The 6,029-nt window shown below is 64.8% G+C and carries 6 protein-coding genes; 3 read left to right on the forward strand and 3 right to left on the reverse strand.

Translation table 11 applies throughout. The features are described 5' to 3' along the window. On the reverse strand, window positions 1–255 hold a 255-nt coding region (locus Q7U29_RS17465; protein ID WP_304743560.1), incomplete at its 3' end, for a CinA family protein. A gap of 6 nt (window positions 256–261) precedes the next feature. Continuing rightward, window positions 262–1,224, reverse strand: a complete 963-nt coding sequence (locus Q7U29_RS17470) for an MBL fold metallo-hydrolase (RefSeq protein WP_304743562.1) — start codon at window positions 1,222–1,224, stop codon at window positions 262–264. A gap of 176 nt (window positions 1,225–1,400) precedes the next feature. On the opposite strand from Q7U29_RS17470, the gene Q7U29_RS17475 reads away from it, so the two are divergent. The 3 genes from Q7U29_RS17475 to Q7U29_RS17485 are packed head-to-tail and all read left to right on the forward strand — an operon-like array spanning window position 1,401 to window position 4,008. Continuing rightward, window positions 1,401–2,486 (forward strand): amidohydrolase family protein, encoded by a 1,086-nt coding sequence (locus Q7U29_RS17475; protein WP_304743564.1) that lies wholly within the window; start codon window positions 1,401–1,403, stop codon window positions 2,484–2,486. Further along, on the forward strand, window positions 2,483–3,595 hold the full coding sequence (locus Q7U29_RS17480) for an amidohydrolase family protein (RefSeq protein WP_304743565.1): 1,113 nt from the start codon (window positions 2,483–2,485) through the stop codon (window positions 3,593–3,595). Before Q7U29_RS17475 ends, Q7U29_RS17480 begins: the two co-directional genes overlap by 4 nt. Continuing rightward, entirely contained in the window at window positions 3,595–4,008 is a 414-nt protein-coding gene (locus Q7U29_RS17485; RefSeq protein WP_304743567.1) for a Rieske (2Fe-2S) protein, read from the forward strand. The genes Q7U29_RS17480 and Q7U29_RS17485 overlap by 1 nt, the downstream gene beginning before the upstream one ends. Before the next feature lie 234 nt (window positions 4,009–4,242). On the opposite strand, the gene Q7U29_RS17490 is transcribed toward Q7U29_RS17485, so the two are convergent. Continuing rightward, window positions 4,243–5,745, reverse strand: a complete 1,503-nt coding sequence (locus tag Q7U29_RS17490) for a L,D-transpeptidase (RefSeq protein WP_304743569.1) — start codon at window positions 5,743–5,745, stop codon at window positions 4,243–4,245. Window positions 5,746–6,029 lie beyond the last annotated feature (284 nt).

Genomic DNA, 6,029 nt, shown 5'->3' on the forward strand with positions numbered 1-6,029 from the left:
GGCCAGCAGTCTGGCATAGGGCTCGGACGCCGAGCGGATGCCCTTCATCTCTGCATCGGGGATGTCCATCAACAGCCGCCGCGCGTCGCGGGTATAGACCACGGCGCCGCCGAGGAAATACGCGGAAGCGCCCGGCACAGCGAGCAGACTTGCGGAAATCAGCCCGCCGGTCGAGGACTCCGCGATCGCGATGGTCTGCTTCCGTACGGTCAGTCGGGCGGCGATCTGTTCGGCGATCGGGACAAGGTCTTTCATCGGATCTCAATTCCTTCGGAAGATTCGCTTGAGCAGAGAGGGTTTCTCCGGCTTGTCGGAGAGCGAGTGGTAGACGACGCGGACGAAATTGCTGGCCGCGAGCTCCGTCGGCGCCCATTTGGCATCGAGATCGGCGAATGGCTTCAGGGCCAGTACCTGATCCTCCGTCTTGCCTTCCCTGACCAGCTTGGCCATCCGGTCTCGCGCGGTGACCAGCATGGTGCGGTATTCCCGGAGCGCCGCCTTGTCGGCGACCGGCCCGTGACCCGGCACGATTCTCGTCCTGGCGTTGGTCAGCTTGAGGTAGATATCCGCCGCCGCGATCATGCCCTTGATGTTGCCGCCATTGGCGAAATCGATATCGGGGTAGCGGCCATTGGTGAAGGTACCGCCGGTGGCCAGCACGCGGGCGGTCTTGAACCAGACATAGGTGTCGCCATCGGTATGGGCGTTCGGGACGCGCTTGAGATCGGCAACCCGCCCACCCATCCTGATCTTGGAAAAGTTCGTATAGGTGTCGGATGGCAACGCCGCCGGCGCCGCCGGCGGCGTCTTGACGCCGGTCAGTCCGTCGGTGGTACCGGCCGCGAGCCGGACCTTGACGTTGTCCTGGGCAACGATGGTGACGCCTTCCCTGGCGAAGGCCTCGTTCCCGCCGGAATGGCCGCCATGATAATGCGTGTTGATCAGATACTTGACCGGCAGGTTCGAGATCGCAGCGATGGCGGCCTTGATCTTGTCGTGCAGCGGCGCGAACTGGCCGTCCACCAGGATGATGCCGTCCTTGGTCACCACCGCGGTGATGTTGCCGCCCTGGCCTTCGAGCATGTAGGCGTCGTTGCCGAGCGGGATGGTCTTGATCTCGACCCTTGAATAATCCGGCGGCGGCGCGGCTGGTTGTTGCTGTGCGAAGGCCGGTACGGAGAACGCCAGCGTGGCCGTGATGACGGCGATTCCCAACCCCAGCATGCCATTCCCCTTGCGACTTCCTGTTATGTGCTAGCACAGGATTGCATGGCTGCCGACTCGCAAGGCATTGGCTCCGCCGATGGACCGGGCAGTGCCCGCGCCCTATGCTGAGCAGGGGCTCTGCGAGCCAACGCGGAATTTGAAGGACGCCACGCGCGAAGAGGAAACCCGAGGTCATGACGTCACCGCTCGCGGGCGGCGTGGATTGCGATCTGCATCCTGCCGTTCCTCATCTGACCAGCCTGCTGCCCTACCTCAACGATTACTGGCGCGACCAGGTGACGACGCGCGGCATGACCGACCTCGTGTCGCAATCCTATCCGACCAACTCGCCGATTTCGTCGCGGCCGGACTGGCGACCGGCACAGGGCAAGCCGGGCTCCAGCCTCGACGACATGAAGGCGCAGGCGCTCGACCGTTTCGGGGTCAGCACCGGCATCTGCAATCCCCTTTACGGCGTGCAGATGGTGTTTTCCGAGGACATGGCGGATGCGTTCTGCCGCGCGCTGAACGACTGGCTCGTGAAAGAGTGGCTGGACAAGGAACCGCGGCTGCGTGGCTCGATCGTGATCCCGGTGCAGAGCGTGGAAAAATCGGTGGCGGAAATCGAGCGCTGCGCCAAAGACCCGCGCTTCGTTCAGGTGCTGATGCTTGTGATGGGCGACATGCCCTTGGGCAAGCGCGCCTACTGGCCGATCTATGCCGCGGCCGAGCGGCTGGGACTGCCGATCGGCATTCACGCCGGCAGCAACTATCACAACCCGCCGACCTCGGTCGGCTGGGGCTCCTATCACATCGAGGATTATGTCGCCCAGGCGCAGGCGTTCCAGACCCAGTTGACCAGCCTGATCGTCGAGGGCGTCTTCGCGCGGCATCCTGCCTTGAAAATGGTGATGCTGGAATCCGGCTGGAGCTGGCTGCCGTCCTACCTGTGGCGGCTGCACAAGTTCTGGCGCGGCGTGCGCATGGAAACGCCGTGGGTGGATCGCTCGCCCCAGGAAATTGTGCGCAGCAACATCCGGTTCTCGCTGCAGCCGATCGATGCGCCGCCGGATCCGGCGATCCTCAATCGCCTGTTTGACCATATGCAGTCGGATGAATTGCTCCTATTCTCGACCGACTATCCGCACTGGCAATTCGAGGGCGACCAGGTGCTGCCGGAGGGAATTTCGCCGGATCTGGTGCGCAAGATCATGGTCGATAACCCGCACGCGACGTACCCGCGCTTGAAGCAGCCGGTGGCCAAGGAGACGACGCCATGAACATCCAGTTCCGCGATCGAGCCGAGCCGAGTACGCCCATCGCCGTCAAGACCGCGATCGCCGATTGCGACATCCATCCGGCGCGCGCGACCAAACAGGAACTGTATCCGTTCCTGGCCAAGCGCTGGCACAGTCATCTCGAAACCTGGGGCGTTCATCCCTATCAGGGCATGATGGAAGGTCCGCCCTATCCGAAGGCGCAGCCCAATGCATCGCGCCGCGATGCGTATCCGCCGGAAGGCGGCCAGCAGGGCTCGTCGCTGTCGTTCATGCAGCAGCAACTGCTCGATCCCTACAATGTGGCGCTCGGCGTGCTCAATCCGCTCGGCGCCACCGGCCAGGGCATGCGCAATCACGATCTGGCCGCGGCGCTGGCGACCGCCATCAATGACTGGCAGATTGCCAAATGGACCAGCCAGGACAGCCGCCTGAAAGGCTCGGTTGTGGTCGCCAATGAAGACGGCGTGTCCGCCGCCGCCGAAATACGCCGCCGCGCCGGCGACAAGAACTTCGTGCAGGTGCTGCTGCTCAGCCGCAACGTCGAGCCGCTGGGACAGCGCCGCTACTGGCCGATCTATGAAGCGGCCGAGGAGGCCGGGCTCCCGGTCGGCGTCCACGCCTTCGGCTTCGGCGGCAACCCGATCACCGCCTCCGGCTGGCCGAGCTTCTACATCGAGGAAATGGTCGGCCATTCGCAGTGCCAGCAGACGGCATTGGCCAGCATCGTGCTGGAGGGCGTATTCGCCAGTTATCCGAAACTGAAGATGGTGATGATCGAAGCCGGCTTCGGCTGGGCGCCGTCGCTGTCGTGGCGGCTCGACAAGATCTTCGCAAAGCTGCACGGCGAGGTGCCGCATCTCGAGCGCAAGCCGTCTGAATATATCCGCGACCACATCTTCTGGACCACGCAGCCGATGGAAGATCCTGAAAGACGCGACCACCTGTTCGATGTCATCGACTGGATCGGCTGGGACAAGCTGCTGTTCGCCACCGACTATCCGCATTGGGACTTTGACGAGCCGTCGCGCGTGCTGCCCGCCGGGGTCAGCGACGCCAACCGCGAGGCGTTTTATCTCGGCAATGCGAAAAAACTGTACGGGATAGCTTGATGGTTCGTCACGTCATCGCCCCGGTGGATGAGTTGCCGCCGGGCACCCGCAAGTTCCTCACCATCGACGAGCGCCCGATCGCGATCTTCAACATCGAGGGCGAGTTCTTCGGCCTGTTGAACCGCTGCCCGCACCAGGGCGCGGCCTTGTGCGAAGGCCCGCTGATTGGTCTCGCGCAATCCTCCGATCCCGGCGAGATCGAATACACCAGGCAGGGCGAAATCCTGCGCTGCCCGTGGCACGGCTGGGAATTCGACATCCGCACCGGGCAGTCCTACTGCGACCCCAAGAAATTCCGCACCCGGGCCTATCCGGTCAATGTCGAGCCGGGCACCAATGTGGTGAAGGGGCCGTATGTGGCGGAGACGCTCGCGGTGTCGGTGGAGAGCGATTACGTGGTGTTGGATTTGTAGATCTCTAAATGTCATCGCCCGGCTTGACCGGGCGACCCAGTATCCAGAGACCCATCGATTGAAAACGAGAATCTCGTATTCATGCCCCGGCAATTTCAGGGTAAAGATCGATCCAGCCCGTAGGGTGGGCAAAGTGTTAGCGTGCCCACCATCTGTCACAACACCGATCTCGATGGTGGGCACGGCGCGAAGCCGCGCCTTTGCCCACCCTACACGCTCGCGTCCTGCCGCGTCTTAGCGCCAGCCCTGCGGCCCCCGGTAATACTGCCCGCCGCGCTGGGGTGCGTATAATCTCGGCTGGGGTTCCGGATTGCGCGGGAACATGAGGCCGAAGAAGTCGCCATCGCTGCCGCTCGCGACCTGCATATCTATCGGGGGCGTGCGCGGACGCGTGATGAAGCCGCCTTGCGGCTGATGGCTCAACACCGCGACGAACTCGGTGCGATAATTGGTCTCGACGCTCAGCGGCTCGTCCGAGATCACGATCGAGGATCGCGGCAAGGCGGTCGGCGCGATGCGGTCGAGCACGGCCTGCGGGATGGTGACGCGGTCGAGCGCGGCCCTGGCGTTATCGGCATGGTCGATCGTGACCGCGCTCCAGCGCAGACCCCCGTCGTTGGGCGCCATCGCCGTGAACACATGCGTGCCGGTCGGCTTGCCGGGATCGCGGATCGTGACCGGAACCTCGATGGACGTATCGAACACCTCGCCGCCGCCGTCCGGCGCCGGCTTGTGGGTGTTGCGGCGCACGTAGAGTTTCTGCGTCGCGCGGCTGATGAAAATCGACACCGGCTCGAGCGCGAGCTTGGCGTCGAGTGCCGCCTTGGCGGTGTCGGCCTTTCTCGTCGCGGCAGCCTTGGCGGCGTCCTTGGCAGCGGCGGCAGCTTCGAGCTTCGGCTTTGCGTCGGCTTTGGCGGTGTCGAGTTGTGCGGCCAGATCCGCCGCCTTGGCGGCGGCCTTCTGCTTGAGGTCCTCGGCCCGCGCTTTGGCCTCGTCGGTCTTGGCGGCGGCGAGCGCCTTGTCGGCGCTGGCAAGCCCGGCGTCGGCGCGGGCCTTGAGCCCCTCCAGCTTGCGCAATGCCGCCGTCAGCGCCGCTGTCTCGCGCGGCGCCTTCGCGGCGGCCTTCTTCGTCTCGTCGGCGGCCTTGGCAGCCTCGGCCGCCTCGCGGGTGAGTTCCTCGGCCCCGGCCGGCGCGGCCGCGATGGCCTCCTGCTTCGGCCCGAACAGCGCCGGATGGGAGAACTCGACCGGCTCGGCGTTCTCGGGCGAGATGATCACCCGCATCCCGATCCGCGTCTTGTCGAACAGTTTTTCGGCAAAGCCAAAGGGCATCCGCACGCAGCCGTGCGAGGCGGCATAGCCGGGCAGCGGCCCGCCATGCAGCGCGATGCCGTTCCAGGTGATGCGCTGCATGTTCGGCATCGAGGCATCGTCATACATGTTCGAGCGGTGTTCCTTGTTCCGCTCGAGGACGGCGAAGACGCCGGCCGGCGTCTCGCGTCCCGTGGTGCCGGTCGATACCGGCGCGCGCAGGATCCAGCCGTCGGCGTCGTAGAGCGTGACCTGCTGGCTCTTGATCGACACGATCGCCATGATCGGCTCGCCGGCCTCGCGCGGCGCCACAGCCTCGGTGGGGGCGGCGGGGCGCGCCTGTCTCGGCGCGGCTTCGGCGGTCAGTGCCGTCAGAGTGGCCAGCGCCGCGAGCGTCGCAATCGCCGTCGTAAATCGCTTCACCATGCCCAGCCCCGGTTGGAACGCCTGTCCGCATCCGCGTCGATTCAAGTGATTCTGTCATATACGACAGCCCGCGCGGGCGGAAGTGTGGGCTGATGGCAACCTTGGCTGCGACAAATTAACCCGACGGGGCAAAATTTCGCTTTCGCCATCGGGCAAGAGACCCGGGGTGGTCGCACAAACACCGCTGTCGTCGCCCGGCTTGACCGGGCGACCCAGTATTCCAGAGAAGCCAACGATAGAGCCGACAGGCCGCGGCGTACTGGATCGCCCGGTCAAGCCGGGCG

Source organism: Bradyrhizobium sp., from assembly GCF_030654605.1.
Lineage (GTDB): Bacteria > Pseudomonadota > Alphaproteobacteria > Rhizobiales > Xanthobacteraceae > Bradyrhizobium.